This is a genomic window from Cyclobacterium salsum (genome assembly GCF_010119245.1).
GTDB lineage: Bacteria > Bacteroidota > Bacteroidia > Cytophagales > Cyclobacteriaceae > Cyclobacterium > Cyclobacterium salsum.
Genome location: NZ_WNKG01000003.1, coordinates 430,024 through 455,826, shown reverse-complemented (window position 1 = coordinate 455,826; position 25,803 = coordinate 430,024). Strand labels below are relative to the sequence as shown.

The 25,803-nt window shown below is 44.1% G+C and carries 19 protein-coding genes; 9 read left to right on the top strand and 10 right to left on the bottom strand.

Annotated features, from left to right (window positions below; translation table 11 throughout):
* The first annotated feature begins 144 nt into the window (after positions 1-144).
* The 8 genes from GJS45_RS07250 to GJS45_RS07215 all read left to right on the top strand — a co-directional run bounded on the left by GJS45_RS07250 (position 145) and on the right by GJS45_RS07215 (position 13,221).
* Positions 145-777, top strand: coding sequence for a TetR family transcriptional regulator (locus tag GJS45_RS07250; protein ID WP_162340796.1), 633 nt, complete (start codon positions 145-147; stop codon positions 775-777).
* 161 nt (positions 778-938) lie between these two features.
* On the top strand, positions 939-3,083 hold the full coding sequence (locus GJS45_RS07245) for a carbohydrate binding family 9 domain-containing protein (RefSeq protein WP_235954660.1): 2,145 nt from the start codon (positions 939-941) through the stop codon (positions 3,081-3,083).
* Between the two features lie 42 nt (positions 3,084-3,125).
* The gene (locus GJS45_RS07240; RefSeq protein ID WP_162340795.1) at positions 3,126-5,216 is read left to right on the top strand and encodes a tetratricopeptide repeat-containing sensor histidine kinase; all 2,091 of its coding nucleotides are present in this window, start codon (positions 3,126-3,128) and stop codon (positions 5,214-5,216) included.
* Between the two features lie 73 nt (positions 5,217-5,289).
* Positions 5,290-6,681 (top strand): arginine decarboxylase, encoded by a 1,392-nt coding sequence (locus tag GJS45_RS07235; protein WP_162340794.1) that lies wholly within the window; start codon positions 5,290-5,292, stop codon positions 6,679-6,681.
* Positions 6,682-6,789: 108 nt separating this feature from the next.
* A complete protein-coding gene (locus GJS45_RS07230; protein WP_162340793.1) occupies positions 6,790-8,754 on the top strand; it encodes a hypothetical protein in 1,965 nt (654 codons plus the stop codon).
* A gap of 68 nt (positions 8,755-8,822) precedes the next feature.
* A complete protein-coding gene (locus GJS45_RS07225; RefSeq protein WP_162340792.1) occupies positions 8,823-9,689 on the top strand; it encodes a DUF2490 domain-containing protein in 867 nt (288 codons plus the stop codon).
* Between the two features lie 87 nt (positions 9,690-9,776).
* A complete protein-coding gene (locus GJS45_RS07220; RefSeq protein ID WP_162340791.1) occupies positions 9,777-12,938 on the top strand; it encodes an AsmA-like C-terminal region-containing protein in 3,162 nt (1,053 codons plus the stop codon).
* Complete coding sequence (locus GJS45_RS07215) at positions 12,895-13,221, top strand: DUF2911 domain-containing protein (protein ID WP_162340790.1); 327 nt, start codon at positions 12,895-12,897, stop codon at positions 13,219-13,221. The genes GJS45_RS07220 and GJS45_RS07215 overlap by 44 nt, the downstream gene beginning before the upstream one ends.
* 44 nt (positions 13,222-13,265) lie before the next feature.
* Here the strand turns inward: GJS45_RS07215 and GJS45_RS07210 are convergent, their stop codons facing one another.
* The 4 genes from GJS45_RS07210 to GJS45_RS07195 form a co-directional block, all read right to left on the bottom strand.
* Complete coding sequence (locus GJS45_RS07210) at positions 13,266-13,802, bottom strand: hypothetical protein (RefSeq protein WP_162340789.1); 537 nt, start codon at positions 13,800-13,802, stop codon at positions 13,266-13,268.
* A gap of 21 nt (positions 13,803-13,823) precedes the next feature.
* Positions 13,824-15,110: a hypothetical protein gene (locus GJS45_RS07205; RefSeq protein ID WP_162340788.1), complete on the bottom strand. Its 1,287-nt coding sequence runs from the start codon at positions 15,108-15,110 to the stop codon at positions 13,824-13,826.
* Between the two features lie 19 nt (positions 15,111-15,129).
* Positions 15,130-15,708, bottom strand: coding sequence for a YceI family protein (locus GJS45_RS07200; protein ID WP_162340787.1), 579 nt, complete (start codon positions 15,706-15,708; stop codon positions 15,130-15,132).
* A gap of 844 nt (positions 15,709-16,552) precedes the next feature.
* Positions 16,553-18,298 carry a c-type cytochrome gene (locus tag GJS45_RS07195; RefSeq protein ID WP_162340786.1) on the bottom strand — a complete coding sequence of 582 codons (1,746 nt, stop codon included), beginning with the start codon at positions 18,296-18,298 and terminating at the stop codon, positions 16,553-16,555.
* A 185-nt stretch (positions 18,299-18,483) separates the two neighbouring features.
* On the opposite strand from GJS45_RS07195, the gene GJS45_RS07190 reads away from it, so the two are divergent.
* Positions 18,484-19,014 carry a porin family protein gene (locus GJS45_RS07190; protein WP_162340785.1) on the top strand — a complete coding sequence of 177 codons (531 nt, stop codon included), beginning with the start codon at positions 18,484-18,486 and terminating at the stop codon, positions 19,012-19,014.
* 86 nt (positions 19,015-19,100) lie between these two features.
* On the opposite strand, the gene argJ is transcribed toward GJS45_RS07190, so the two are convergent.
* The 6 genes from argJ to GJS45_RS07160 all read right to left on the bottom strand — a co-directional run bounded on the left by argJ (position 19,101) and on the right by GJS45_RS07160 (position 25,801).
* On the bottom strand, positions 19,101-20,312 hold the full coding sequence (gene argJ, locus GJS45_RS07185; RefSeq protein WP_162340784.1) for a bifunctional glutamate N-acetyltransferase/amino-acid acetyltransferase ArgJ: 1,212 nt from the start codon (positions 20,310-20,312) through the stop codon (positions 19,101-19,103).
* Positions 20,313-20,325: 13 nt separating this feature from the next.
* Positions 20,326-21,372 (bottom strand): N-acetyl-gamma-glutamyl-phosphate reductase, encoded by a 1,047-nt coding sequence (gene argC, locus GJS45_RS07180; RefSeq protein ID WP_162340783.1) that lies wholly within the window; start codon positions 21,370-21,372, stop codon positions 20,326-20,328.
* Positions 21,362-22,564, bottom strand: a complete 1,203-nt coding sequence (locus tag GJS45_RS07175; protein ID WP_162340782.1) for an acetylornithine transaminase — start codon at positions 22,562-22,564, stop codon at positions 21,362-21,364. Before GJS45_RS07175 ends, argC begins: the two co-directional genes overlap by 11 nt.
* A gap of 2 nt (positions 22,565-22,566) precedes the next feature.
* Positions 22,567-23,391: an acetylglutamate kinase gene (argB, locus tag GJS45_RS07170; protein WP_162340781.1), complete on the bottom strand. Its 825-nt coding sequence runs from the start codon at positions 23,389-23,391 to the stop codon at positions 22,567-22,569.
* A 182-nt stretch (positions 23,392-23,573) separates the two neighbouring features.
* Positions 23,574-24,335 (bottom strand): PhzF family phenazine biosynthesis protein, encoded by a 762-nt coding sequence (locus GJS45_RS07165; RefSeq protein ID WP_162340780.1) that lies wholly within the window; start codon positions 24,333-24,335, stop codon positions 23,574-23,576.
* Between the two features lie 14 nt (positions 24,336-24,349).
* Positions 24,350-25,801, bottom strand: a complete 1,452-nt coding sequence (locus GJS45_RS07160; RefSeq protein WP_162340779.1) for a TrkH family potassium uptake protein — start codon at positions 25,799-25,801, stop codon at positions 24,350-24,352.
* Positions 25,802-25,803 lie beyond the last annotated feature (2 nt).

Genomic DNA, 25,803 nt, shown 5'->3' with positions numbered 1-25,803 from the left:
CTTCGTCTGTATTACCTTGCTGTTACCTTAGAATTACTAATTATTTATTGAATATTCATTCAATATTAAATAATTCAAAACTAATAAAAAATCCGCATAAAGAATATTTTTATCGCTAAATTGCGATTTTTATTCTTAAACAATATGAAAAATACGATCCGAAAGGAAAGAAAGAAGGAGATAATTTCCGGTATGTATGAGTTGTCCCGCCGGGAAGGGTTGGAAAATGTGTCCATTGCCAAAATCGGCAAACACCTGGGCATGCCCCCAAGTTTGGTCATGCATTACTTCCCAAACAAACGCCTACTGATTCTTGGGTTAATTGATCATATTCTCCATCAATACCAACTTATCTACAAACCCATTATCAGTAAGCTTGAAAATAATCCCAGGGTAGACCCTGAGTTATTGGTCGAGCGGCTTTTTTCCAGAGAATGGAACCTGCTTTTTGATGATGGCGTGTTTTTCAGCTGTTATGCCTTTATCTTCCGGGATCAATCCATTAAAAAGGAGTACAAAAACCTACATGTGAAACTGCGGGTAACCCTCAAAAACCTTTTGGATAAAGACGAAGTACTCGTAAGCGGCGATACGGGGCTGTTGGCGGAAAAAATTTTTGTCGTGATTGAGGGAGCCTACTATTATTTGTCCATGATGGATGAGGCCAGGGAATACGATCAAAAACTGGAACTATTCAAAAACCAGGTATATGATCTCATTTACGCAGAAATCAACCGCATACAATCAGGCAAAGGCATGTATTCTAGCGGGGGATAGTCTTTTTATTTTTGCCGGGATGGATTGGTAAAAGTGGCAAATTCCAACCTCTCGTAAAAAAAACATGGAACAGTCCATTTGTATTCCCCTAATTTGTGGTTCATAAAATCACCTGCCTTATCAAACAGTCTATACTAATCATAGGATGCTTACTTTCTGTTTTGTTCCCGGGGATAGCCCGGCAATCGGAGGATTTAGGGGCCTATCCGCTCCCTGCCGAGGTACAACCAGAACTGGATGGCCGACTGGAAGAGGACTTTTGGCAGCAAGCAGAGGTGGCCACGGCGTTCCGGCAGCAGGAACCCCTGGAGGGACAATTGGCTTCTGAGCAAACGGAAGTGAAGGTGGTATTTGATGAGAAAAACCTGTATATAGGGGTCAGGCTATACGATAGCCAGCCTGATCAAATCAAAGCGTTTCAACGAAGAAGGGATGCCGACCTATCCACCGATGACGTGTTTGCTTTAATCCTTGACACCTATAATGATCAACGCTCCGGTTTCTATTTCGAGATCAATCCGGTAGGCCTTATGGGTGACGGGATCTTGCGTACGGGACAGGGAAGCACTTTAAACAGAGATTGGAACGGGATCTGGAGAGCCTGGGTGAGTATAGACGATCAGGGCTGGTCGGCTGAGATTCGGATTCCATTTATGACCTTAAACTTTGACCCCTCCGATGAGGTCTGGGGAATTAATTTCCTACGCACCGTCCGGCGGAAGAATGAAACCAGCTTATGGGTAGGGCATCAGCGAAACCAAGGCATAGAACGTCCGCAAAATGCCGGTAAGCTAACCGGGTTACGCGGAATCAATCAGGGGCTGGGGCTGGAAGCCATTCCGTATGCGATCGTTTCCCAATCCAGTGCAAAAGACGTTCCGGAAACGGCTACCAGGCAGACCTTTACCTACAACGCAGGAGGAGAACTAAACTATAATATTACCCCAAACCTAAAAGCGGGGATCACCGTCAATACCGATTTTGCCGAAACCGAAGTAGACAATCGCCAGGTAAACCTTACCCGCTTTCCCTTGGTTTTTCCGGAAAGAAGGGATTTTTTCTTGCAGGGTTCTAATGTCTTTCAGTTTGCCCCTTCGAGCAATCCCAACCCCTATTTTAGCCGAAGAATCGGTTTGGAAGGGGGCAATCCTATTCCCATAAAACACGGTGCCAGGCTAATCGGTAGAATCAAAGAAACAGATGTGGGTTTCTTACAAGTCAGAACCGGATCGGAGGGTAGTATACCGGGAGAGCATTTCACCGTGGGCCGGGTGTTACAAAATTTTGCTTCGGAAAGTACCATTGGAGTCATTTACACCCGCCGGGATACCGATGGAGACAGCCTTCCGGTACGGGAAACGTTTGGTGCCGATTTAAGTCTCAGCACTTCCCGCTTTCTGGACGACAACAACTTACAGTTCCAGGCCTTTTTTGTAGGCCATACCCCTACCTTTTATGAAGAATCCAGCAATTTGATGGATCGATCGGTTCGGGGATTCAGAGTAAATTTCCCCAACCAACCCTGGGATGCCCATGTATCCTACCGAGAGTTTGGTGAGCAATACGCGCCAGCGGTGGGTTTCGTGCCCAGAAATGGCTTTCGGCGCCTGCAACCTACCTTTACTTTTAACCCCTTGATCGATAAGAGTAAAGCCATTCGGGAACTCAGCTGGGAATATGATTTCGAATACCTGATGTTTATGGACTGGCGACCGGCCACCATCAATCATAATGTACGCTTTTTGGGGATCCGGTTGGAGACTGGGGACATCCTATACTTAAATGTTCATCATAATTACGAGAACCTTAATTTTATTTTTGATGTGCTTCGGGATGGTCGGTACCTCATTCAGGAAGGAATATACCAGAATAATGGTTATTCCCTGGAGGTTCAAACGGCTCCTTTCCGAAAAATCGGGGGGAACCTTACGATCGAAAACATGGGATTCTGGACGGGTAGGCAAGTAAACCTGGAAATGGATTTGTTCGTTCGTCCGTTTGCAGGCCTAAATCTTACGGGCAGCTACCTTTTCAGTCAGGTACGGTTGCAGGAAGGAGCTTTTGACACCCATCTGTTTCGGCTCATCAGCAGCTATGATTTCTCTCCATGGGTATCGGTAAACTTCAACATTCAATACGATAATGTAACCAACATGCTGGGAACCAACAGTCGGTTTATTTGGGTGATCGACCCCGGTAATACCCTTTTTGTAGTACACAATCATAATTGGCAGAAATTTGAGGATCGTTTTGATGTTTTAGAGACCCAATCCACCGTGAAATTGGCGTATACTTTTAGGTTCTGAAAATTAGGCTTTTTGGAGAATTTTAGATTATTTTGGCAGCCTATGCAAAGAAAGAGAGGGTATTATTTTCGGAACCTTAGGAAAGGGTTCCCGGGTTTTATTTTTTGCCTCTGTGCCTGCTGTTTTTTAGCTTGTCAGGAGCCGAATGAAACGTACCAGCCCCTTTCCAAAACTACTTCCGGTATTCTGGACCGGTCGAGCAACCTGCTCAATAGTGGGCAATATCGAAAATCCCTTCAATTTCTGGATAGTGCTTATCAGCAGATGGAGCAAAAAACGCCGCTTGATTTATGGGAAAGGTATAATTTTTTATCTCGAATTTACCTGAATTACGACATTGATCTGGAGCGTTCGAAAACCTATCTGGATAGTATGTTTGGGGTATTGGAAAATAGGAGACAACTTTATAAAAAGGAATATGCCCAAACCAAATTTCTGGAAGGCGACTGGTATAAAGCCAAAAAACAGTTTGGTGACGCTTTTGCGAGCTATTTTGAAGGCCGGGAATTTGGTCTTAAAAATTTAAGCAATTGCCTGATTAGTAACCTTACCTATCAATTGGGAATGTTCCGTTACGGACAGATGCAATATTCCGAAAGCATTCCATACTTTAAACAGGCCATTCAGGAAAACCAGGATTGCTGGGATGGGGATAAGGTGGTTCAAAAACTATACTTTCCACAAATGTACCGAAATACGCTGGCCCTGGCGTACGAAAAGACCGGTAAACTGGACAGTGCTGCTTTCCATTACCGGGACGGGTTGCAGTTTTTAACAGACGCTGAAAAAGATTATCCTGAAGAGCAAAACTTTATTCTCCTGGCCAAAGGAGTCTTTATGGGCAACCTGGGTGGTGTTCTGGCCAAGCTGGAACAATACGAAGAAGCAGAAAGCTTGCTGCTAAAAAGCATCGCTATTAACAGCCGTCCCAATTTCGACACACAAGATGCCCTTACTGCAAAGACCAAGCTGGCCGACCTGTACATTGCCCGGAACCAACTGGATGAAGCACAGCAACTGATGGATGACCTGGAGCTGGCAATTTCCAATTCGGAGTTAAAAAACCGGTCGTATGTCCAAACGCTGATTCACTGGAATAAGGTGAAAAGCAGCTACTTTGAGCAGGCAGGTGCCCCGGAGCAGGCATATCCCTTTTTAAAAGCCTATTATCATTTAAAAGATTCCATTGATCAGGTCGATGATGACCTACGTGCTGTAGACATGGAAGCCTCTTATGAGAATGCAGCACAACAATACCAACTATCCATTATTAACCGGGATAATCACATAAAGAATATCTATCTGGGGGCCACGTTAGGTTTTACGATATTATTAGTGATTTTTCTGGGATTGGCGGCCAAGGGGCTCAAACGGTCCAAAAAAATCAATAAGGTAATCAGTGAGCAAAACATAGAATTACAGGAAACATTGGGTGCCCTGGAACAAAGCCAGGCAGAAAACACCAAAATCATGTACATGGTCGCACATGATCTGAGAAACCCTATTAGCAGCATGGTCATGATGGCTGACATCCTGTTGGCCGATGAGCAAATCACCGGGGAAAACAGGGTGTTATTGGAACATATAAAGACCTCCTGCAACCATTCGATCAACCTGGTCTCCGAAATGATGCAGTCCAACAGAAACACCGAAACACTTACCAAAGAGCCGGTGGATCTGGATCGCCTGCTGCGTTATTGTGTCGATTTGCTTCAACATAAAGCACACGAAAAACATCAAAAACTAGTTCTGGACACCATTCCGGTAACCGCTTTTGTCAGTAGGGAGAAATTATGGCGGGTCATCAGCAACTTAATTGCCAATGCAATCAAATTCAGCCCCAAAGGAACATCCATTCATATCAACCTGCTTAAAAAATCAGACAAGGCCGTTTTTTCCATAAAAGATGAAGGAATCGGCATTCCAGACTCGATTAAAAACAAGGTTTTTGAATGGTTTACCGATAGTAAAAGAAGCGGTACAGATGGGGAGAAACCCTTTGGAATGGGACTGGCCATTTCCAAACAAATCGTCAGCGCCCATGGAGGAAGTATTTGGTTTGAAACGGAGGAAGGTAACGGTACTACCTTTTTTGTCGAAATTCCAATCGATCCCAAAGCACCAAAAAGCTGATTTCCCTTTTGGATTGAAATTTGGAGTAATAGTACCAATTTTGTACCCTTTAAAATTGTGATAAACGTTAGCCATGAATAACTACATAGATCTCATTAAGCAAACCTTTGACTTCCCAACCAAAGAATTCTCAGTAGCAGACAACCAACTGAATTTCAATGGGGTAAACTTGATGGAAATCATCCGGGAATACGGGACACCCTTGAAATTAACGTATCTCCCAAAAATTTCTGAAAATATCCAGAACGCCAAAACCTACTTCGGCAACGCCATGCAGCGGCATGACTACAAAGGATCTTATACCTATTGCTATTGCACCAAATCCTCCCATTTTAGCTTTGTAATGGACGAGGCATTAAAGAATGAGGTGCATATCGAAACCAGTTCTACCTTTGATATCCCGCTGGTGAAAAGCCTCTACCAGCAAGGTAAAATTGACAAAGACACCTACATCGTTTGCAATGGTTTCAAACGTGAACTTTATAAGCAATATGTGTCGGAACTACTCAATGAGGGCTTTACCAATTGCATCCCCGTGTTGGACAACCTGACGGAAATTGATTACTACCTGGAACATGTTAAGGTGCCTTTTAAGGTGGGGATTCGAATAGCAGCAGATGAGGAGCCAAAATTTGGATTCTACACCTCCCGGCTGGGAGTAAGGTACCATGATATTATCAAGCTATATGAGGAAAAAATAAAATCCAACCCCCATGTAAGCCTCAAAATGCTTCATTTTTTTATCAACTCCGGCATTCGTGATACGGCGTATTACTGGTCCGAACTCACGCGATTTATTCAAAAATATGTGGAGTTAAAAAAGATAGCTCCCGATTTGGACACCATGGATGTGGGAGGCGGTTGGCCCATCAAAACCAACGTGTTTTTTGATTACGATTACCAGTACATGGCCGACCAGATCATCAAGAATATCAAATGGATGTGTGCCAAAAACAACACCGTAGAGCCCCATATCTTTACCGAATTCGGAAGTTACACCGTGGGTGAAAGTGGTGCGGTATTATACTCTATTCTGGACGAAAAATTGCAAAACGACAAGGAATTGTGGTACATGATAGACGGCTCCTTTATCACCCAACTACCCGACAGCTGGGGGCTTAATCAGAAATACATCATGCTGGCAATCAACCATTGGGATAAGGAATACCATAACATCTCTTTGGGCGGATTAACCTGTGATAGCATGGATTATTACAATTCGGAAGCCCACCAATTCAATATTTACCTTCCTAAACTGGAAAAAAACAAGACACAGTATATCGGATTTTTCCATACTGGAGCTTATCAGGAATCCCTGGGAGGCTATGGAGGGATCCAGCACTGCCTGATCCCTGCTCCAAAACACGTGATCATCGATCGGAATAGTGACGGAAGCATCCATCACTGGTTATTTTCTCCGGAACAGGAAAGTAAGGACATGATGAAAATATTAGGATACAAATAATCATCGAGGGTTTTGGCCCTCTTTTTTTTGGCAGGTTATTTGCAATTATTTTTTTAATAATTTTTCTCCTTCATGCAAACTTAGCATCGAAATTGATTAGGAGTACCTATGAATCATAAAGTCTCTCTTATTTTTCTTTTCTTATTCCATGCGGGCAATGGTTTTGCTCAGGTAAAAAGCGTTTACGAAGGGGCGTATACCTTTCATGGAAAAGAAGGTACGGCTACCTTTGAATTCCTTGAAGAGGATGAGGAGATGGTGATGGACGGTTTTTTTCGTTTTGACTACCTGGAAAAAGACAGTGCCGACCAAACCATCCTTCATAAATTTCAAGTCACTGGAGAACACGTCCGGAATGAGCGAAATGGTACCTGGATTTTTGATCGGGAAATCCACCGCATAAGTCTGGAAGATGTGGTAAACTTTGAGATTGTCAGCCGGCTGAAAAGCGAAAACATCCACGTAGAGGCCATGTATTCCGAGGGGGTAAAGACGGGTACCTGGACATTTAAGCAAAATGACTATGTAGACGGCGAGCTAAATCCGAAAGCAGAGGCAACGGGTATCGTTTTTTCCGATGGTAAAATTGTAGAAGATTTTGACTACCGGAACTTCGAGGGAGATTTTACCCAATTGATTCGGGGAGAAATCAATTCCAAAGGCTATATGGATGGTGAATGGTCCCTTGTGTATCTTAAAGACAGCGTGTTGGTTTCCGAAGTCCGAAATTATGAAAATGGATTTTTATTGGGAGTCAAGCAACGAAACCTGCAAACGGGTGCGGCTATCCAGGAAGTAATCTTTTATGAAACCATCGAGAAGTTGCAAAACCTTGAATCGGAAAGCCAAAACCGGTTCAAAATTGCAGCAGCAGATTTTGGTTTGACTTACAACGATGGTTTCCAATCCGAAAGTCCCCACCTTCAAATTCAAAAACCCGGTAATCGCTTTGTCGAAGATTTCCTATCCAAACTGCTTCAATATGATGAGAGCAATTCTGACGAAGGAAATAATGGCCATTATCCCCTATTGACAAAAAGATTTGAGTACACGCTTTACGATGGCCTGGATGAACTATTAGGTTCTCTGGAAGAGAAATTCGCCTTATTCAGGGACACGGTCGAAAATTACTCGGAAATGAATGCGCTGGCACTGAATAAGGATAAAAGCGATTCCCTGGCGTTCACGCATGCCTATTTTAGAAGCCGTACCAAAAAACTGGACCAAATGAAGGAATTAATGGAACTGATACGCACAGGGGACATCCGCTACGTTGATTTGAATAATTATACCCGAGCCGGAGTTCCCTTTTTATCTCCATTGGATCTGATTGAATATTCTTACAGGGATGAGGAAAAAAGGAAATTTCTGACCCGCGAAGTGGCCTACGGTGGTGCCCGATCCTTTTTAGAGCGGGTAGAAAGCAATCTACAGGAAGAAATAGGTCTTTCTGCTGGGTTAGCCAGCTATGCCAACCGTGAATTACAATCCATCGAAGTCAGTACACGCCTGGTGGATCTTGAAGATGAAATCACCGAAAAGCGTTCACTGGTAGAAACATTATATGAAAACCATGATACAAGCGCTGAAGCGGAAGAACAGTTTTTCGATGAATTCAGACAGGGCATCTTGGAACGTTTATTTGAAGAAAAGCTAGCCAGGTATGCCGAGACGGATGAAGCCAGCATCAAGATAGAAAAAGGTCGGGAATTGCTGGATTTCCTAAACGAACTGGAGACCCTTTACCCGGAACTTGCGGCCATTTATCCTCGAAACAGGGAGATTGATGAGGTTTATAAGGAAGAAACCTTTGATCCCTTTACCTACACCCGTTATAAAGCCCGGGCCAAACAACGGTTGTATGAGGCCGGAATGGAAAATTTATTTCCCTACTACCTGGCTGAAATGATTCGTGAGGAGGATTATACCAAGATCAAGGAGCATTTGGACAAAATAGCACTTTTGCAGCAAAAACTAATTGATCTGCGGGACAAGTCTACCAAAAGCCTGGAGCGCAGGCTCGGAAGAACCAAAAACCCTGAAAAAATAGCCTCCCTGCTAGATCTTCCCTGAGACAGAGAGTAATCTGCATTTAACCCAATACAACGCCAACTCGTAATCCAACCCTGGCCTTATTTTGAATGATCAAGGAAATAATAATGACAGCAACCGGTAAAAAACATATCCTGCGCAGCCTATGTACGGTAGCCTTTTGTCTGTGGACAAGTGTTTGCCTTGCGCAATACATGGAAAACCAGGCCGGAGATACCGATTTGCCAGAAAAAAAATACACCCGGCAATCCGGATTGTGGCTGGGAATGTATACCAAATACCGAATAGGAGAGAAATTATTCTACTATGGGGAATACCATATGAGAAGAAGGGATCACCTGATAGAAAACATGGCACAGATCTACCTGCGTTTTGGTCTGTCCTATTTGGTAAATGAAAAATTTGAAGTGACCGGGGGCATTGTTACTCCCTTTTATTGGGCACCTGAAGACCAGTATTCCGACGAGGAGCAAATTGACAAAGTGGTCAATCAATTTCGATTCTGGCAACAGTTCTTATTTATCCAAAGCATGGGTAGGGTTAAGATCTACCATCAAATACGTACCGAGCAAAGGTGGAAACGGGATTACCTCGTCAACTCCCCTTTTGAATTAACCCACCGAATGCGCTACAAAATATCCACCTATATCCCCCTAAACAAACCCAAGCTACAGGATAAAACGGTGTTCTTTTCCGGTTACAATGAGCTATTCATCCAGGCTGGCAAACCGGTACTATACAATTATTTTGAAGATAACCGGCTCTTTTTGGGACTAGGGTATGTGATTAATGAAAATTTTCAACTTCAGGCAGGATACATGAAAAGTATTCAACAGAAAGAGCGGGGATTTGATTTAAACAACCGGGATATCATTCGTTTCAGTGTGTACCACAACCTTGATTTTACCAAACGAAAAAAGGAATCTAAAAACCAGGAAGTAGATCCCTTGCTCTAATCCCATCCTATTTTTTATTGAAATCAAATGGCATTTATATTTTTTTGATTTTATTTGTCTAATTGTTTCCGTTTTAGCTTGGGGAAAATGCGAAGTAGAAAAAGAATCGTGGCCGCAGCACTCTTTTTTGTGCTGCTTTTTTTAGTGCTTGCCGGATTGGTCGGCCTATATAAAAATCAGGAATTTCTAACAAGAAAGGCACTATCATCTATTAACGATGGGCTTTTGGGAGAATTGGTGATTGAGGAATCCCGAATTTCTCCATTTGTAAATTTTCCTTATATCTCGGTGGATTTAAAAAACGTTGCCTTTTTTGAAACAAAATCAAAAAACACAGCCCCTATTTACGAGGCGAAAGACATCTATATTGGCTTCAGCCTATTGGATGTTTTGCTCGGCAACTATAGGGTAAAAAGTATACAGATCAGTGATGGGCAATTACGACTGGAAAAGACAGAAACGGGAGATATTAACCTGCTCAACGCAAAAAATATAACGCATGCTTCCAGCGAAGAGAAAGAAACCGATTCCTTTTCGTTTGATTTGAAACAACTGACGCTCCGTGATTTTACCATTTCCTATACCAGTCAGACAAGCTCTCAGGATATACGGGCTACCATCAGCCAGCTGCAATCCAGCCTTAAAATGGACCGTGAAACCCTTTTTCTGGACCTGCAGGGAGATCTGATTCTAAATGTATTGGAGGGTCAAAACCCTACGTTTTTTTCAGATAAACAAGTAAACCTTGATTGGCAATTAAACTACCATCTTTCGGAAAATCGCTTGTCGGTGATGCCATCCCAATTAAAATTGGAGGAGGCGCATTTTACCCTGGAAGGCACGGTCGATATTGAAGATGAGCTGAATACCGATTTGAAACTCTACGGAGAAAAGCCGGACTTTTCCCTATTTGCAGCCTTTGCCCCTGTAGAGGTGGCTGAGGCCTTGAAAAATTATCAAAACGAAGGGAATATCTTCTTTCTTGGAACGATTAACGGAAAAGCGATCGGTGGCCATTCTCCCGCAATCGCTGTCGAATTTGGCTGTGAAAATGCCTACTTTGTAAACACCCGGTACGATAAGCGGGTGGATAAACTGAATTTTTCTGGTTTTTACACCAATGGAAAGGAAAAGAGCCTGAAAACGTCCGAAATCCGCCTACAAAACTTTTATGCCAAACCCGAGGAAGGAGCGTTTCAAGGGAAATTCGTGATTAGAGATTTTGAAGACCCTTATGTAAATGTGGAACTCCATGCCGACCTGGACCTGGAATTCCTGGGCCAATTCTTCGAAGTGGAGGGACTCAAAAAGCTGAAAGGACAGGTAATCCTGGATATGGATCTGGATGAAATCGTGGAAATGGACATCCCAAAAATGGGTATGGCCAAGCTAAAAGAAGGCATTGACAGCGAGTTAACCATCCGAAATTTATCCTTTCTTATTCCGGGTTTTTCACAGCCTGTTACGAATGCCAACGGCCTGGCAAAGATGAAGGATGGGGAAATAATCCTCGACTACCTGAACTTTAATTTGGGGGATTCCGATTTTAGTTTCAAAGGTGCTATCAGTGATTTTCCGGCTATTTTTCATGGGTTGGACGAGGAAATAAAAATTGCGCTGAATTTAGGTTCGAATCATATCTACCCAGCGAAACTACTCTCTGCTGATTCTGCATTGACGAATAAACGCCATGAGGAAATCTCCGACCTCCGGCTTAAACTGGAGATGGAAAGCAATGCGAAAGAATTGGTCGGTTTTCAACACCTGCCAAAAGGCGTTTTAAAAGTGGAAGATTTTTATGCGAAACTCAAAAATTACCCCCACGCCTTTCATGATTTTGATGCTGCTATCACCATCGGAGACACAAGCCTGGCGGTAAACCATTTTACTGGAGAAATTGACGGCAGTGATTTTCAAATTTCCGGACTTTGGTCCAACTATCCCAAATGGTTCCAACCCGTAAAATCCGGGAAAAGCAGCTTTGACTTTATAATTGATTCCAGGCAGCTAAACCTGAAAGACCTTTTGACCTATAATGGGGAAAATTATTTGCCCGAATCCTACCACAATGAGGAGATTTCCGGTTTACACCTGACGGCAAACCTGGACCTTCACTATGACACGGTATTTCAGGCAGCAGACCTCACCATTAAGCAACTGGAAGGTAAATTAGGCCTCCATCCATTGGCATTGCAGAGCGTTAAAGGACGGTTTCACTATGAAAACGGCAACACCCTGGTAGAGAAATTTGGGGGGTATTTGGGTAAAAGTGACGTTATAATCGATTTGGCCTACTTTTCCGGAAGGGATAGCAGCTTGCAGGTCCGCCCCAATTCGTTTCATTTAAGCGCGAATACCCTGGACCTGGATGCCCTGATGAATTTCAATACGGTAGCTACCCGGCAGGTGGCCCATGATAGTGCCTTTAATATTTTCGACCTGCCTTTTTCAAATATGGAATTTACGGCTGATATTGGTAAGCTGAACTACCATACATATTGGTTGGAAGAGGTGGAGGCCGCTTTTCACACCACTAAAGAGCATTTTTTGCACGTGGACAGCTTATCGTTACGAACGGCCAGGGGAAAACTAGGAATGAAGGGATATTTCAATGGATCAGATCCCAGCAATATCTATTTTTACAGTACCATGAAGGCCGAATTATTAGACCTGGATCAGTTGATGATCAAGTTTGAGAATTTCGGTCAGGATTTCCTGATCAATGAGAACCTTCACGGAAAAGTAAGTGGCACCATCACCAGCAAATTCCTGGTGCATCCGGACCTTACGCCAATTATTGAAAAAAGTGAAGCCCACATGGACCTGACCGTATATCAGGGCAGTTTGGTAAATTTCACTCCGTTTCAGGCGATGTCCTCGTATTTCAAAAATAAAAACCTAAATCTGGTGCGTTTTGACACCCTTCAGAATACATTTGACCTGAAAAATGGGATTTTACACATACCTAAAATGACCGTAAATTCCAGTTTGGGATTTATAGAACTTTCCGGTATGCAGGGACTGGACTTGAACATGGATTACTTTATTCGTATTCCGCTCGGATTGGTGACACAAGCTGGAGTCAGGTCTCTTTTTGGAGGAAAAAATAGCGAGCAGATCGATTCGGATAAGGAGGATGCCATTGTCTACCGAAATCAGGATAAGCGGATTCGGTTTGTGAACATCAATGTTAAGGGTACGTCGGATGATTTCGAATTCAGCCTGGGAAAAGGTAAAAAGGAGCGTTAATTCATTTCGGTCGGGAACAGCCGTCCCTTTTTCAGATGAAGTTCATATTAACGATCAATCGGTTAAACCCGGCTGGTACGGTTTTTTCACCATACCGGGAAGAGAAAAATGGACCTTGATTCTAAACGAAAATTACGATCAGCACCTGGCAGAAGAATACGATCCGGCAGAAGATCTGCTTCGCCTTGAAACTACTCCTATCACCCTGGAAGATACCGTTCAGCGACTTACCTATTATATCAAAAATATAGGAGAGGCTGAAGGCATTTTAAGTATGAGTTAGGATAAAGTGCCGCTGGAACTACCTATTAAGGCACAATAGACGTATCAGGAAGGCTCCAAATACAGGTTGATTTCCAGGTCGATGGATTCTTCCACGGTAACCAGCCCACCCAGGCGGCTACTGGCATCCAAGCCTAGTTGTTCGGTAGACAGGTGAAGGGTGCCCTGTAACTTGCCTTCCAACAACTGAAAAACTACCTTTTCGAGCAGCATTTCGGTACCTGCCATTTGTAAGTAGATATCCCCTAAAATCTGCTGCGAGTCCCTGGTTAATTGATTGACCGAAACCAGGCAAAGTGGGTAATCATCTGCTTTCAGCGTTTTTCTAAAATCATTGTTTAATAAAAAATTACCGCATCCAAAATCATTCACAAGTATCTCAAAATCCAGTGAATGCGCTTTCGGGTATTCGCTATCAAAAATAAGCGTATCGCTTTTAACCTGGCTATCGTAACTGCATTCAAAACTTCCTACAGAGGTTTTTCCTTTTACGATGATTTCTTTATGATGGATGACCAGCGCATTTTTTTCAATGGCACCCATCAGGAAATAACAACAGCCGAGTAAAAGAGCGATACGCATGGTATTCTTATTAATTATTCGTTAAAAACCAATCACGCCTTCAATCATGATTCCGTTAAATGAACCACCATTTCGGATATCCGTCGCTGCAAAATCACTGTATTGCTGGCTTACGTACTCAAGCTTGGCCAGGATATTTTTGGTTATATACCAACCCCCTCCGACTTGTACACGGGAGATAGAAGGCTCCAGGCCATTGGGCATTTCTCCTCCCACCTGATTGTACCTACCTGCCAGGTAAAAGTTTTCCATGGCCCCAAAGCGGTAAACCGCATCCAGCCCCACCTGATTCCAGGTTCGGTCTTCGGTTTCATTGGCAGCCTTTCCTTTGGATTGCTCCAAGGTACCAAAAAGCTCCAGTCCCTGGAAAGATACAAATGGATTCAATACCATGGCGGTAACATTATCCCGCATACCTGGGTTAAAACGTCCTGAAGTAAAATTACCTGAAGTAGATGCCATGGTATTTTCCATCACCAAATAATACCTGGATCCGGTTCGGTCCCCGGACCAAAGGGTATTATTGACAGAGCCTGCGGTGGTGTACACCGAACCGGTAAGTCTAAGCCGCACTTCGCTATCAAGTGTTTTATCGTAGCCCAATTTACCAATAAATGATGGCTTTCTGCGCGTTGGGTTGGTCACTCCACCCTGGATCTCACCACCGGTCATAGATCCTACCGCAAGAAATCCATTATTTTGATAAATGACCTCCGCACCTATCTCCGTTGCAAATGCATCCATGATATAGTTTCCTACAAAGGGATTATAGAATGCATTGCCATTATCAGACCGTCGGAAATGGGAGTCCCCATAGTTAATTTCCATGTGTCCCACCTTGATCGTTACCTTTTCCATGATCTGATCGAACGTTGGACTATTCAGGAAGGGAAGCTTGTCAAACTGCAAATACCCTCCCTTTACCCAGGTTTCAGGGTGGTGCCGAGAAGAAAGGTAGGTGATCAAATTCAGTCTGATCCCATCGCCCAGCGCCACATCAATATTAAGGTTGGCAGTAGCCAGGTTAAATCCAGAACCAATATCCATTAATTGATTGGTATTGACCCCATTATCATTCATGACCGGAGAGGCGGAATTTTCGTGACTCAATGATTGGAATTGCTGGGCAAAGGCCCCTCCTATTCGAACCCGAACCCCATCATAGGCGACGGTATCGGCCTTACCCGTCTCAAATACATTGATACCTCGTTGGTCATAGGCCCTCCAGAATTGCATGTCTCGTTGTTGCGCCTGACCACTGAAGGACCATAAAATAGCGCATGCCAGGAATAAAATATTCTTGTTCATGATAGTAAAAGTTTAATTGTTATTTAATTGGAATGAGTTTCATTTCTATGGCAATGGTCATTTCATTGCCTGTTTTGATCGTGCCAAAAACCGCTGTGGGAGGATCCACATCAAAATCGGTTAATTTTATAGCTGCAGATCCGCTCAGCATCAGGTTTGTCCCCGAGGAAGTGATTTCAAGTAGGAAGGGAACCGTTTCCGCCTTCCCGGCTATTTCGAGTCGCCCGGTGGCTTTCCAATCGTTTCCTCCATCTTGGTGGGCTTCTATCAGGGTAAAGGTGATTTCAGGATGATCATCGGCGTTCAATGCTTTATACGCATTATTGTCCATCTGTCCTTTACCACTTTTTAGTGTCTTTACGGGCAGGGTCATTTCTGCTGCCTGAATGGTCGTAACCCTTCCTGCTGAAAGTCTGAGTGTGGCCGTGCCACTGGCTTCATTGGAAACCATATCCCAATCGTGCAAGGTGGAAGTACCCGACACCTTCATTAAAGGATCGGATCCAACCTCATATGTCTTCTGAGAAAAAACCGGGAGAGCAAAAACACTGAAAATAAAGATAAATGCCAGTACGATCCATTTTGATTGCTGGTACATAATAATTTGGTTTAGGTCAACTCGATGGGGTTTTCCCCCTTAAAATGGTGCTGTCTTATTTCTTTGACACTTCAAAGGTAGCTGAGACAATCTTAGAAAAACATGACGAAAATCATCCAATACCATGATCTATTACGCACAATGGGGCGCAACCTTTTTTGAGGGATTCAAAAGAACTAAAAATAGCTTGTTCGAAGAAACAAAGCTCCATCTAACTTGCTTTGGAGACAAAAAAATAAGCTATGAAATAAAATTTCATAGCTTAAGTCAATTAACAATAAACCCAAAATAACCAAGTAGTAAGGGAAGGATTTGAACCTCCGATGCTTGTTACCATCTCCTGCTCCCCTTTCGAGGCAATACCTGTTCCAATGATTTAACATTACAAAGGTAAACAAAAAAATTATTTTAGAAAAGAAATCGCTGATTTTAAGAAAAATTTACTTTATTTTAAATTTTTAGACCAAAATTTATTAATATCAAAAATACACAACCGAAACAAAAGCATATTTTAACCATATTATATTTTGATTTGAGAAAATCAATATCGATTAACCATATACTATTTCATTATTTGAGAAGTTCTTCTTTAATTATCAGATTTTCTTCGCTATACCCGTTTCCGTCCTTTTTCCAGCTTTTGGTTTTTGCTGCCAGGGGCATGGGGCATCCTCCCCAGCGAGCATGCGCATGGTTAACTTTCCCATAGCTGCGCATCTGTGAAGCAAACGGTAGCGGGGTACGATCTTACCTTGTTTTCCCATTCCTGGTTTTCCTTTAGCCAGAAATCGCGATTAGAATTACTTCTAACCACACCAAACAAAATCTTCGCAACCTAGCTAATTTATTTAAAGGTAACTTTCCAAATATTCCCTCCCTTTTCGCTGCCACCGTATTCAATAACAAACAGGGACTCACCCACCAAAACGGCATCTACCGGTTGGTAAAAACCAGCTGCCACCCGGTAGGTATGTAACTTAAAGTTATTTTCAGCAGCATCCAACCGGAAGTCAAGCAGCAACAAATCCTCTCCTTTCCGGGTGAATGGCTGCAAGAGTACCGATCGCTGCCCGCTGGTGTACCTCAGGACCAATGCCTTGCCTTTGAACCGGCCAGGTAACTGATCCTTTCGATCAAACACCAAACCCAATGGAGACGAATGAGGCGTAAAGGTACTCATCCCCATTCCAAGCTCCGATGCATCCCGGATCAATCCGGTATCCGGATCCCGAAATTTATCTGCATCTGGACCATAATTAATAATTCCCGGACTAAATGTGACTCCCTCCGGTGCTTTCGGAAATCCCGGATCGTTGTAAAAATCATCGGGCCATGCGGCAGCTCCGGGATTTAGAAAAGGGTCCGTCATCGGGTCCGGGTTCCAATCTTCAAACTGCTGCGGGGTAAGCATGCCGCCCATCACCCATGGATACCCGTAATGCTCCCCTTTTCGAACCCAAAATAGATCCTCATTCTGGTCATAATCTCCGGAATTGACTACCGCAAATAACCTTCCCTGACTATCCAGCCCCAAATCATAGGCGTTGCGAATGCCTTCGGCAAAAATAACCCCTATTTCCGCCAGTTTTTCCCTATCATTTGGCAGAAAAAGTCTGGTGGTATCGATCGGTATCTCAAACATTTTCGCCGTGAGTGCTTCGTCCCGCGAATGAGGATAGGCTCCCAGATTATCCTGAACCTCTCCATGGTCGGTGCGGCTTCCGCTGACTACGTAAATGGACTGACCGTCCTGGCTGACCTGCAAAGCGGACCACCCGTGGTCAAAGGGCGTATTGGTCGTCCCATAGGATTCCGTCGTAAAAACAACTTCTACTGTCTTTTCTCCTTCTCCATCCCAAAAAACTCGCACCATCCGACCTGCCGTTCCTTTCCCATCGTTTAGAGGAGTATTCCCACTTAAATAAAGCTGGCCTTCCCACATGGTGGCTCCCTGCAATCGGGGAATTCCATGATCCCTCTCATCCAACATTTTTTCAAATACCTGCGGAAACTCCCTGGATAATCGATAAACTTCCCCTCGCAAAGTGGCATACCAGAGGTATTTGCCGTTCTCACTCTCCCAGATACGGACCGCTCGTGGAGCTACTTTTGCCCATCGGGTGATGGAAAGTTCCGGAACCAGTGGTTGGGGAATCCGGGTGGAATCCTCTAAGGTTAGGGAATTCTTTAAATTTCGTAAATAACGAACCAGTTGCCAGCGTTGCTTTTCGGTCAGTACCTCTCTGAAGGAAGGCATCACCTCCTTTCCCTCCGTGATCTTATAAAACAAAACCCCATCCGATTGCGATTGTATCCTTTCGGAATGCAAGTCTGCTGGCTGAGCTCCCATGGCCTGACCGGCGGCTCCATCTCCCCTGCCGTATTCACCATGACAAGCGGCACAATACAAGTTAAAAAGTTCCTGCCCTGCTTTTATATGGGTTTCCCCTTCCGGGAGCGGGCTGGAAAGCCTCGACACACTGTCAGGGAGATCCCAAAGCGCGTCGGCATTTTTCCGCCCCTGGGTACAGGAAGAAATCAGGCCGACACAACCAATGAGCACTATAAGGGTATTTCGGGTTTTATACATGGAAATCAAGTAAAAAACCCTTTAATTTAAACACTTTTTCTAAAATACCATCATTTCAGGAAAACGAGTTACCGATGAATTCAGCCATTATCTACATTCAATACCTGCTGGAGCAGAACGACTAATTTCCTTTTATTTCTTATCTTCGAATTTGATTCACTTAAATTTCTACTAATACTAAGGACATGCATAAATTCACTTTCATCGGGCTGTTTTTAATTTTCCTTTCCTGGCAAAGCCTGGCCCAGCAGGGAGATGTCCAGGTTAACCTGGGATTCGATGCGGGGATCACCTTGAATGACTACTATCAGAATCAATTTCCAGCGGGTTTTGGAGGCTCTATAAAAGGCCTTATGGGAGCCAGTACTTCGGGGCAGCTTTCCCTGACTGGAAACTACCTCTATTTCCCCATTGATGCTCCGCTACCTACCGGAGAAAATCTCAGTTTGCACCTGATCCCGGTACTGGCCGGGTATCGCCTTAATTTTCAGCCTTTTTTTCTGGAACCCCAACTGGGAGGAGCTGTATTTATCAATCGATTTAAAAACGCTCCAACTACCTATTCCGAAAGCCAGTTGGAATTTGCTTTTGCCGCGGAATTGGGATATGCCATGGAAAGTTTGGAACTCAGTCTGCGCTACCAACATGCCGGTCCTTCTCCCTTTCATTTAGGATTACTGGGTATTCGGGCCGCTTACATTCTGACGGGTAGGTAGGTCTACCTCTGTCTTATAAAAAAGGCCGGGGGAGGCAGGAAATAACTATTCCCAGCTCCCCCGGCCTTTTTTGAAAAAAAACGATTTCAGGTCGTATATACCGAATTAAACATCACATAATCGGTTGTGAGATCAGAGCCCCAGCCGGTTGCCTCTTGTTTTCCAGTATTGAGTTCCACATTAATTTTAATATGTGATTCCCGAAGCAATTTTTTCATATAGTTCTTGTCGAATTCAGTGGGTGTACCTCGTTGCAGCACCAACACTTGATTATTCGCATCTCCCAGGTATAAATTAGCTTTCTTATAATTGAAGTTTATGCCCGCATTCCCGCAGGCAGCGATGATTCTTCCCCAATTGGGATCACGACCAAACATGGCTGTTTTTACCAGCGTTGAATCTGAAATGGCCCGCACCAATTTCATGGCAACATTTTCTGAAATTGCTTTGGAAACTTTGTATTCTACAAATTTGGAAGCTCCTTCTCCATCCGAGACGATCAATTTCGCCAGGTGAATCAATAGCTCCTGAAGTTTGTCTTTGAATTTTAGAAAAAGCGGATCATCTTCGCTTGTAACCTTTTTATTACCTGCCATCCCGTTGGCCAGGATAGCGACCATATCGTTGGTAGAGGTATCCCCATCCACGGTAATCATATTAAACGAGCGATCCACGCAGTATTTAAGCGTCTTTTGTAGCAGTTTTTCCTCAATGTCAATATCCGTAGCCAGAAAACAAAGCATGGTAGCCATATTTGGGTGGATCATTCCCGATCCTTTGGCCACGCCTCCTATGGCGATGGTATTGCCTTCCCATTCAAAATCCACAAATCCTTCTTTGGCAAAGGTGTCCGTGGTCAAAATAGCATTGGCTAAAAAGGAGCCTGCTTTGCCATCATCGGATAGTTTAGGAACAGTAGTTTTAATTCCCTCAATGACATCTTCTGTTGGAAAAGGCTCACCAATTAGCCCCGTAGATGCCACAATCACATCATCCGGAGAAATGCCCAGGGCTTCGGCAATGGTGGATGCCATGGCTTCTGCCCCTCGTCTTCCTTGTTCTCCGGTACAGGCGTTTGCATTTCCGGCATTACAGACGATCACCTGAGCTCTGTTATTTTTAAGATTCCTTTTTGTAACCTTAATCGGTTCTGCCTGAACTTTATTTTGAGTAAGAGTAGCAGCGGCCGCAGCGGGAACTTCCGAATAGATAATGGCTAGATCCCTACGCATGGATTTAATGCCAGAATGTGCTCCCCAGCATTTAATTCCTTTTACACTGGTAATATTTTTGATCATATCAACGTTTCGTTTATGGTTGCATGGGTACCTGGTGCAAGCCCATGGATTCTTCCAATCCCAACATCAGGTTCATGTTGTGAACCGCTTGTCCGGCAGCACCCTTTACCAGGTTATCAATGGCGGAAATAATAATTGCCCGGCTTGTTCTGGCATCCCAAAATGGAAATATATCCGCATAATTACTACCCCGTACATCTTTAATGGAAGGAGCCTCCTTTCTGATTCGGACGAAAGGCTTGTCCCGGTAAAAATCCAGATACATTGCATCCAGTTTCTTCTGAGTCATTCCCGTATCCAATGCCAGGTAAGCGGTTGCCAATATCCCCCTGTCCACGGGTAATAAATGGGGGGTAAATTGTAAATTAACCGATTTTTTCACTAAAAACGAAAGCTGTTCCTGAATTTCAACGGTGTGTCGGTGACTCCCAATACCATAGGCCTTGAAATTATCATTCACATTCGAAAAATGAGTGGTATTACTGGCCTTAACTCCCGCACCTGTGATACCCGATTTCGCATCGATAATGGCTCCATTGGGATCTATCCCTAGCCCGGAGTAAAATAGCGGAGCCAGGCTTAATATGGAAGCGGTGGGATAGCAGCCGGGATTGGCTACCAATCGGGCCTTTTTAATGGCTTCTTCATGTAGCTCAGGCATTCCATAAACCGCCGCATCAAAGCCTTCCGGAAAGGTATGATCCTTTTTGTACCACTCTTCATATGTTTCGGGACTGGAAAGCCTGAAGTCACCGGATAAATCAATGATCTTAATGCCGGAATCCTTCCACCGCTTAACAAACTCCATGGAAACCCCATGGGGAAGCGCCAAAAACAATACCTCCAACCCTTTTATATCCAACTCGTCTGCACTTACCAGCTCCTGATCCACAATGCCTGAAAATTGTCCGTGTAAGTCTGAAAATTTCTTTCCTTTGTGGGATTCGGAGGTAATCGCAGCAATATTCGTTTGAGGGTGGTTAATCAGAATCCGGGCAAGCTCAGATCCGGTATAACCCGAAGCACCGATAATGCCTATTTGATAGTTTTTATTGTTCATTTTTTTCGATCGAACTGATGATAGCTTTTAATTTATCCAAGACCTTGACCAGGTCTTCCTCGGGAATATTTAAAGGAGGAACCAAACGCAATACCGATTCGGCAGTGGCATTCGCAATGACTCCTTCGTCCATAAGGGCTTTTACCAGGGTTGCCGCCGGACGATCCAATTGAACCCCGATCATTAATCCCAGCCCGCGAACTTCCCGGATCATGGGGTGCTCTTTGGACCAGGATCGGATGATTCCCATAAGCCAATTGCCTTTTTCACGAGCGGCCTGGATCAGGTTTTCCTCCATGATCGCTTTGATCGTTGCCAGGGCCGCAGCAGAAGTCAGGGGATTTCCACCGAAGGTTGTTCCATGATCCCCAAAATCGATGGCATCGCCAACTTTTTTATTGCACAGAAAAGCACCTATGGGGGTTCCTCCACCTAACCCTTTTGCAAGGGTCATTATATCCGGCTGCACCCCGTAATGATCTTTTGCAAAAAAGTGTCCGGTCCTACCGATTCCACATTGGATCTCATCGAAAATAAGCAACACGTCATTTTCATCACAAAGTTTTCTGACCGCCTGCAAGTATTCTTTTTGAGCCGGGACGATACCACCTTCTCCCTGTACGGGCTCGAGGATAACGGCTGCGGTGTCCGTTGTAATGGCGGCCTGAAGTGCCTGAATATCATTGAAATCGACCTGGACAAACCCGGTCGGTATAGGGGCAAATCCCTTTTGGTACTTTTTCTGCCCCGTAGCAATGGTTGCCAGGGTTCTGCCATGGAAGGAATTTTTCATGGAAATGATTTCTCCTCCCCGCCCCTGCTTGGAAGCGTATTTTCGGGCTACTTTTATCGCACCCTCTACCGATTCGGCACCGCTATTACTTAAAAAGACGTGCTCCAGTCGGCTAAGATCCACTAGAAGCTTGCTTAATGCCACCTGAGGCGGGCTGACAAAAAAATTGGAAATATGAATCAATTCAGCTGCCTGATCCTGAATGGCCTTCACGACTTTGGGATGACAGTGGCCGACATTATTTACGGCTATTCCAGCCAGCATGTCTATGTATTCTTTTCCATCTGCATCCCATACCCTACTTCCTTTACCTTTAATCAGGGCAAGCGGAAAGCGCTTGAAGGTGGGTAAATAGTATTTTTTGTCCTCCTCATATAAAAACTCGTTGGAAATTTGCATGTTTATTGAGTTATAGTTGTTCCTATCGATTGATGATTGATGATGTAATCTGAAATCTGATCTGGCCGGGTACCGTTCAGAATAACAGCTTTTCTAACGCCCGCCTCCACAGCGGCCAGGCAGGATTCGATTTTGGGAATCATTCCCCCTTTGATGACGGTACCAAAATAACTGGCCATGTCCTTTACGTTCACTTCATTTAATATGGAAGCCGGATCTGGAAAATCCAAATACAGCCCATCCACATCCGTAAGCACGATATAAGCATCTACTTTCAGTGCGGCAGCAATTTTACCTGCAAATACGTCTCCATTGATATTGAAGTCATTGCCATTCTCATCTGATGCAATGCACGTGACAACGGGTGTAAAACCATTTTCAAGAAGTAATTCAGGCAATTTTGAGTTGACTACTTTTACATCGCCTACCTGCCCCAGGTCCAGTCGGGTTGCTTCACCCTTCTCATTTTTGCCCTGATGCCACCTTTTTTGAGCGATGGCTAATTGACCGTCCTTTCCGGACAGTCCCACGGCTTTTAGCCCCTGTTTGTTAAGCAGGTTAACCAGGGAACTGTTTACTTCTCCTTTCAGGGTTTTTTCGATACAGCGTAGTGCCTCCTGGCTGGTATGCCTGTGACCGTCAAAAAATTGTGTTTTTATGCCTGCCTCTTCAAGGGATTTGTTAATAAATGGGCCACCACCATGGACCAGAATCACCTGGCTACCATGATCTTGCAGGGATTTTATTTTTTGGGCGATTGCAAGTTTCAACTCCTCATTTATCATTGCATTCCCACCATATTTGATGAGAACCTTCCGGTATTCCATGCTTTATAAATTTTGTTACTCGTTGATTTAAAAAACGTTGCAAAATAAAAAAGCAATAATTATACCAGCGAAAAAAAAATCTATGGAAAAACCATGAAATTAAGATTTAATTGAAATATTCCCATCCAATATTTAAATAGTCAAAACGAACGTCTTTATACTGACATCCTGTCATTAAATCCCTATTCCTTTTCGAAATTTCCCGAAAGCACCACCTTACCTTCTTTCCATTCGCTAAAAAATCGGCCTCCCCTGGGACTTAACTGATAGGATTCCATCCGGCTTTTTGCCAGTTTGGCGGCCCAGTAAGGAACCAGGAGTGCGTGAGAAGAGCCGGTGGCATGATCCTCCAGTTGCTGCACATGGGGCACCAGGGTGCGGCTTACAAAGTCTACCCGATCTCCCGGTCCTGTCACCGCATAACCAAAAATGGAAGATTGCCGCAATCGAGAAAAATCTGGCTTCATTTGAGCCACCGATACCTCGGAATCGGTTACAATCAGGTGTTTGTTTTCTGTTTCGTACATTTCCAGAATGGGAATACGCAATCCATCTTTTATCGCCTGTGGCACGTCTATTTTTTTTGTCAAAGGAATCCCCTCTAAGGTCATAAAAAAAGTATTTCCTTTCAGTTCCACACCGATGGTGCCGCCCTCATACTGCAAGTAGACTTTTTCATGGCCCGTTTCGTTCGATAGGAAAATACCCGCAGCGGCAGCTCCATGGCCACAAAGTCCGATTTCCTCGTCGGGCGCAAACCAGCGAACCCAGAAATTCCCCTCTTTATCTTCAACTATAAAGGAGGTGGCGGGCATCCCTATTTTTCGGGCTTGATCCTGCATTTCTTCATCGGAAAGCCTGCTTTTGGAAAGCAGTACAGCTGCTGGATTTCCCTTAAAGCCCAATTCCCGGGCAGTAAAAACAGCGATGACAATAGGTTTCATAGGCAAAATATAAATTAGTTGGCACGCCAGAAATAGGGTGAAAATAAGACCAGTATGGTAAATAATTCCAGTCTACCCAATAACATTAAAAAGCTAAGAAATAATTTCGCAAATGGGGAAAGAAAGGCGAAATTATCTACCGGGCCCACCCTGCCTATTCCCGGTCCTACGTTGCCCAGGGAAGTCGCTACCGCACCAAAGGAAGTAATCATATCGTATCCGGCAATGGACATTACGATTGATCCCAACACAAAAATCATCAGGTACAGAAGGAGAAAATTCATAATGTGGGTAATGATTTTACCAGTTACGCGCTCACCATTGATCTTTAGCGGAACCACGGCACGGGGGTGAACAATCCGCTTGAATTCAAGGCTAGAATTTTTTACAAACGTCAGGTGGCGAATAAATTTGATACTGCCGCTGGTGGATCCGGCGCAGGCCCCCATAAATAGCATCATAAAGAAGATAATGGTCAGGCCGTTGCTGTAGGAGGTATAATCTGCTGTTACATAGCCGGTTGTGGTAGTAAGGGAAACCACCTGAAACATGGCATCCCGAAATATTTTCTCTATATTTCCCGGCACCAGGTAATAGATGGCCATGGCGATGCCGACAACCAATACGCTCAATGAGATTAAATAAGCTCTGAATTCATCACTGGCCCAAATCCTGCTAAACCTGCCTTTAAAGGCGAAATAAAGCAGCGTGAAATTGGTCCCTGCCAGAAACATAAATAGAATGGCTGTGTACTGTATAAGCGGGCTGTCAAAATAGGCCATGCTGGCATTCTTGGTCGAAAAGCCACCGGTAGACATGGTGGTCAGGGAATGATTCATGGCATCGAAGAAGCTCATGCCTTCCAGGTAATACAAGGCTACCAGCACAATGGTCAATCCTACGTAAATGAACCAAAGGCGTTTGGCAGTTTCCCGAATTCGAGGATGCACCTTATCTGATGTCGGTCCCGGAGATTCCGCTACAAATAGCTCAATCCCCCCGATACCCAATAGCGGAAAGATGGCTACCGTCAATACAATGATCCCCAAGCCACCTATCCATTGGGTCATGCTTCTCCAAAGCAAAATTCCCGCCGGGAGACGCTCTATATCGGTAAGGATGGAGGCACCGGTAGTGGTAAAACCGGACACGGTTTCAAAAATGGCATCGGTAACCACCGGGATACTTCCGCTAAAAATGTAGGGCATCATCCCAAACACCGACATGATCATCCAACTCATCGCTACGATCATGTACCCTTCCCGTTTGCGGATATTTTGGTCCTGATTGGCAAAAGAGTAAAAAAAAGTACCGCCTACCGCCAAACAAATCAACGCCGAACCAATTAAGGTAATCCCATCACCACTTTGGTAATAATAAGAAAAGGCGATACTGGGAAACATCAGGACACCCAGAAGCATCATCAGCCCTCCCATTACTTTTAAAATGGCCTTGTAGTGAATCATGA

Bases quoted from the DNA above. Each gene is read 5' to 3' on its own strand.
- GJS45_RS07250 (WP_162340796.1), top strand. From the start codon at position 145: ATGAAAAATACGATCCGAAAGGAAAGAAAGAAGGAGATAATTTCCGGT.
- GJS45_RS07240 (WP_162340795.1), top strand. From the start codon at position 3,126: ATGCAAAGAAAGAGAGGGTATTATTTTCGGAACCTTAGGAAAGGGTTC.
- GJS45_RS07235 (WP_162340794.1), top strand. From the start codon at position 5,290: ATGAATAACTACATAGATCTCATTAAGCAAACCTTTGACTTCCCAACC.
- GJS45_RS07230 (WP_162340793.1), top strand. From the start codon at position 6,790: ATGAATCATAAAGTCTCTCTTATTTTTCTTTTCTTATTCCATGCGGGC.
- GJS45_RS07225 (WP_162340792.1), top strand. From the start codon at position 8,823: ATGATCAAGGAAATAATAATGACAGCAACCGGTAAAAAACATATCCTG.
- GJS45_RS07220 (WP_162340791.1), top strand. From the start codon at position 9,777: ATGCGAAGTAGAAAAAGAATCGTGGCCGCAGCACTCTTTTTTGTGCTG.
- GJS45_RS07215 (WP_162340790.1), top strand. From the start codon at position 12,895: ATGATTTCGAATTCAGCCTGGGAAAAGGTAAAAAGGAGCGTTAATTCA.
- GJS45_RS07210 (WP_162340789.1), bottom strand. From the start codon at position 13,802: ATGCGTATCGCTCTTTTACTCGGCTGTTGTTATTTCCTGATGGGTGCC.
- GJS45_RS07205 (WP_162340788.1), bottom strand. From the start codon at position 15,110: ATGAACAAGAATATTTTATTCCTGGCATGCGCTATTTTATGGTCCTTC.
- GJS45_RS07200 (WP_162340787.1), bottom strand. From the start codon at position 15,708: ATGTACCAGCAATCAAAATGGATCGTACTGGCATTTATCTTTATTTTC.
- GJS45_RS07195 (WP_162340786.1), bottom strand. From the start codon at position 18,298: ATGTATAAAACCCGAAATACCCTTATAGTGCTCATTGGTTGTGTCGGC.
- GJS45_RS07190 (WP_162340785.1), top strand. From the start codon at position 18,484: ATGCATAAATTCACTTTCATCGGGCTGTTTTTAATTTTCCTTTCCTGG.
- argJ (WP_162340784.1), bottom strand. From the start codon at position 20,312: ATGATCAAAAATATTACCAGTGTAAAAGGAATTAAATGCTGGGGAGCA.
- argC (WP_162340783.1), bottom strand. From the start codon at position 21,372: ATGAACAATAAAAACTATCAAATAGGCATTATCGGTGCTTCGGGTTAT.
- GJS45_RS07175 (WP_162340782.1), bottom strand. From the start codon at position 22,564: ATGCAAATTTCCAACGAGTTTTTATATGAGGAGGACAAAAAATACTAT.
- argB (WP_162340781.1), bottom strand. From the start codon at position 23,391: ATGGAATACCGGAAGGTTCTCATCAAATATGGTGGGAATGCAATGATA.
- GJS45_RS07165 (WP_162340780.1), bottom strand. From the start codon at position 24,335: ATGAAACCTATTGTCATCGCTGTTTTTACTGCCCGGGAATTGGGCTTT.
- GJS45_RS07160 (WP_162340779.1), bottom strand. From the start codon at position 25,801: ATGATTCACTACAAGGCCATTTTAAAAGTAATGGGAGGGCTGATGATG.